The following is a 3,208-nucleotide window of genomic DNA, read 5'->3' on the forward strand; positions in this document are numbered from 1 at the left end:
GGAGAAATAACTAATGACTAATGACTAATGACTAATAACTAATAACCAACTTGTTCGCTACTACTGAGATGAGCGATCGCTTGTTTAATCCAATCTTCTACATAGGCGTCTTTTGGTAGTCCGATGTCTTCACTGACCACATGCAAGGCATGACTAACTTCATGAGCAGTATACCCTAAAGCAAAGAGTGTCATTTGTACTTCTTCAAGAATTCCTGGTGCAGGGCCGCCTGTGGCGACAAAGAACCCGGCTGATTTGCGCCACTCAATCAATTTGGTTTTCAGTTCTAAACAGATGCGTTCGGCAATTTTTTTGCCGACACCAGGGGCTTGAATTAACATTTGGGTATTGCCAGCGATAATTGCTTGGACTAAATCTGGCAGTTCCAAGGTGTCCAACAGTGCAATGGCTAAGGCTGCACCAACACCGCTAACTGTTAACAAGTGGCGAAATAAATCGCGTTCGGCTGGAGAAGCAAAGCCATAGAGAAATGGCACTTCTTCCCGAATTTGCAAATGGGTAAAAATTTGTGCCACTCCCCCTGAATCTGGTAATTGCTGTGCTAAGCGTTGGGGAACTAGCAAATCATACCCCAAGCCATTAACTTCTAGAGTTAAAACAGCCCGATTACCAATTGTTTGAATACCAGCAACGATTCCTTTGAGATAGCTAATCATTCTAAAAAACCAAAATATTTTAATCCTTCCAGAATTCCACCCGCACAAAAATCTTGTGCTAGGTAACGATGCTTAGCCGGATACTCGTTGTGCCACTGGAGTAACTCTTTTCGAGCATTACCGACTATGATTCCCCTTTCGTTGCCTACAGCAAATAAAGCAATATCATTACCTGAATCACCACAGACAACTGTTTGTTCTGCTGCAAATTTCCACTTTTGGCGTAAAAATTGCATTGCTTGACCTTTATCGCTGGTAAGGGGTACAATGTCAAGGTCTATTCCGCTACTGTAGATTAACTTTACATTTAATTTATATTTATCTAACTCTGCCTCAAGTTGCGGTAGAATGCCGACTGCTATTTCTTGAGGAACAAAAAAGCTGACTTTGAAAGCACGCTGTTCTGACTGTGGTTGCAGCTTTAAATCGGGGAAACTGTTGGTTATGGATAAGATGAGTTCTCGATCCCAACCAGGAGAGAGGATTTCTGACCAACTAGAATCAGGATTATCACTGCCATGAAGGTAGATTTCTGTTCCTACAGCAAGGACTAAAGCATCTGGTTGCAAAAGATTTTTTTGAAGTTGGAGTTCTTGGTAAAGCTGAGGCGATCGCCCGGTAGAATAAACAATTTTAGTACCGTATTCTTGGCGATGTTGGTTTAGCAGTTGGTTCAGCTTTGGCAAAGCGTCGTCATTACCCACAGTGCGGTATACGAGGGTGTCATCTAGATCGGTTACAAAAAGAAATGGTTTCATAATTTTGATTTACCCCAAATTGGTAGTTGCACAAATGCTTGAGAAACTAAAAATTGGCAGATTAAATTTGTCAATACGAATTATTGACAACAGGTTCCGAGATAATTTACCAGATTTTGGCTCTTATGTATTCTTACCAATGAAATAACTGGACTTTCTGCCGATCTATTTAATAAAAAACCATAACAATCCCAAATAATTTGTGAAATATTACGTGTTGTACCATTTCACTTTATAAATGATACAAATACAAGCGTAAGCCTTCCCGCAGGGTACAGAAGAAAGGGCGAACAACCCGTACACAACAAAGGGCGAACAACCCGTACACAAGAAAAGGCGAACAACCCGTACACAACAAAGGGCGAACAACCGTTCGCCCCTACAGGGTTTTGGCAAACGCATATTTAATTTCTGGAGATGTCTTATATGTATCAATATTTTGATGAATTGGTATTAGGGTTATTTACTGTTAACAGTCAACCGTCAACCGTCAACCGTCAACACTTTAACCAAAATAATTTACTTTTTGCAGTTCCCTTAATCTTCTTCTATTCTTCACTCAAAGTTTCAATTAACAAATCTACCTGCTGTTGTCGCTGCTGTAAAAAACTTTCGCACTGACGCAAATATTCAACAGCCTTGCCAAATTGATCAAAAACCTCTTCCAATTCCAACTCACCCGCTTCAATGCGAGCAATAATTCCCTCTATTTCAATAACTTTCGCTTCATAATTCCAACCTTCCATCGAATCAGAACTAGAAGCACTCTTGCGTTTAACCATTCAACTCTTGGCGTCCTTGGCGTCTTGGCGGTTCGTTTATTTCCACAATCTTCACTTTACACCTCAGCCTGCCCCAATTGAATCATCACCATTATCCAAAATCAACTACGATACAATCAATTTAACCACCTCTACCGCCTGCTTTTCGTGGTCAACACTTCTCCACAAAATTCGACTCCAATTCATTCTCCCTCATATATTCCGCCTCTTGAGAGTGGCGATCGCTTGACTCGCCCAGAATTTGAGCGTCGCTACAATGCCATGCCCAACCTCAAAAAAGCCGAATTGATTGAAGGAGTCGTTTACGTGTCATCACCTTTGCGCTTTGAACCACACGCCGAACCACATGCAAATTTGATGGGCTGGTTGTGGTCTTATAAAATAGCTACGCCTGGTGTCAGACTGGGCGATAATCCAACTGTGCGCCTAGATTTAGATAATGAACCGCAGCCAGATGCCATTTTGTTAATCGATGCAGCTTGTGGTGGACAGTCTCACCTGGGTAGTGATGGTTATGTGGAAGGTGCGCCAGAATTAGTCGCAGAAGTCGCCGCTAGCAGTGCTACTAAAGATTTATATGATAAAAAACGCGCCTATCGTCGCAATGGTATTCAAGAATATATTGTTTGGCAGGTTTTTGAGCAGACTGTAAGTTGGTTCAGCTTGCAAAATGGTGAATATGTGGCATTGCTACCAAATCCTTTAGGGATAATTGAAAGTCAAGTGTTTCCAGGATTGTGGCTGGATGTCTCAGCATTAGTTACGGGAAATATGCAACAGGTGTTGACGGTATTACACAAAGGGCTAGCTTCAGTTGAACATGAAGCGTTTGTTCAGCAGTTGAACAATAGCTGATATCGTGTCCCCTTGATTACTTATTAAACCCGAAAAACCCCACCCCGCCAAAGCTACGCTTTGTCTCCCCTCCCCGCAGGCGGGGAGGGGATTAAGGGGTGGGGTGCAATGGCTGTGGGAATCATAACTAATTATG

At 42.1% G+C, this 3,208-nt stretch carries 4 protein-coding genes; 1 reads left to right on the forward strand and 3 read right to left on the reverse strand.

What is annotated here, in order from left to right; all coding sequences use genetic code 11:
• Positions 1–38: 38 nt before the first annotated feature.
• From ruvA to xseB, 3 genes are all read right to left on the reverse strand, one after another.
• Entirely contained in the window at positions 39–677 is a 639-nt protein-coding gene (gene ruvA / locus GNE10_RS33290) for a Holliday junction branch migration protein RuvA (RefSeq protein ID WP_099069975.1), read from the reverse strand.
• Positions 674–1,435 carry a sucrose-phosphate phosphatase gene (locus tag GNE10_RS33295; protein ID WP_099069976.1) on the reverse strand — a complete coding sequence of 254 codons (762 nt, stop codon included), beginning with the start codon at positions 1,433–1,435 and terminating at the stop codon, positions 674–676. The genes ruvA and GNE10_RS33295 overlap by 4 nt, the downstream gene beginning before the upstream one ends.
• A 548-nt stretch (positions 1,436–1,983) precedes the next feature.
• Complete coding sequence (xseB, locus tag GNE10_RS33300; RefSeq protein WP_099069977.1) at positions 1,984–2,217, reverse strand: exodeoxyribonuclease VII small subunit; 234 nt, start codon at positions 2,215–2,217, stop codon at positions 1,984–1,986.
• 147 nt (positions 2,218–2,364) lie between these two features.
• Between xseB and GNE10_RS33305 the strand changes: the two genes are divergently transcribed.
• Complete coding sequence (locus GNE10_RS33305) at positions 2,365–3,072, forward strand: Uma2 family endonuclease (RefSeq protein WP_311774909.1); 708 nt, start codon at positions 2,365–2,367, stop codon at positions 3,070–3,072.
• The last annotated feature ends 136 nt before the right edge of the window (positions 3,073–3,208 follow it).

This window comes from Nostoc sp. 2RC (assembly GCF_014222165.1).
Lineage (GTDB): Bacteria > Cyanobacteriota > Cyanobacteriia > Cyanobacteriales > Nostocaceae > Nostoc > Nostoc linckia.

What these genes read in the sequence shown, in the direction of transcription:
- ruvA (WP_099069975.1), bottom strand. Translation starts at nt 677, where the DNA reads ATGATTAGCTATCTCAAAGGAATCGTTGCTGGTATTCAAACAATTGGT.
- GNE10_RS33295 (WP_099069976.1), bottom strand. Translation starts at nt 1,435, where the DNA reads ATGAAACCATTTCTTTTTGTAACCGATCTAGATGACACCCTCGTATAC.
- xseB (WP_099069977.1), bottom strand. Translation starts at nt 2,217, where the DNA reads ATGGTTAAACGCAAGAGTGCTTCTAGTTCTGATTCGATGGAAGGTTGG.